This window comes from Pseudomonas tremae, from assembly GCF_001401155.1.
Taxonomy (GTDB): Bacteria; Pseudomonadota; Gammaproteobacteria; order Pseudomonadales; family Pseudomonadaceae; genus Aquipseudomonas; species Aquipseudomonas tremae.
Genome location: NZ_LJRO01000449.1, coordinates 1 through 362, shown reverse-complemented (window position 1 = coordinate 362; position 362 = coordinate 1). Strand labels below are relative to the sequence as shown.

At 58.0% G+C, this 362-nt stretch carries 1 pseudogene; it reads right to left on the bottom strand.

Annotated elements, in window-relative coordinates:
* Positions 1-45 precede the first annotated feature (45 nt).
* A pseudogene (locus ALO43_RS24135) lies at positions 46-362 on the bottom strand (hypothetical protein); the annotation flags it as partial.

The window sequence follows — 362 nt, the reverse complement described above, 5'->3', positions numbered from 1 at the left end:
GAGCCCGATAAGGTTAATGAGTCATTCAAACCGGCTGAAAAACCATCAGGATTTCGCCGCTGCACCAAACAGGTTTTCGACCTCGGGCCGGGTCTGGTTGATCGCCCCCAGTTGGCGGATCAGCTCGGCCTGTCTGCTGCCACGTATGCCTGCGGTGGTCATGACCGCGTCGCGCACGTAGGTATAGACACCGCTGACGCCAAACGGCGTGATGTAACGCACGTGCTCGCTGATACCTTGAGTGATGGCCTTGAAGTGCTCGCTGGCGTAATAGGTTCGACGGGCCCAGGCCGATTCGAACACCAGTTCCATCATGATGATGTTCAGGCGTGACGCCTCGACCTTGTGATCAACGTCGGGCG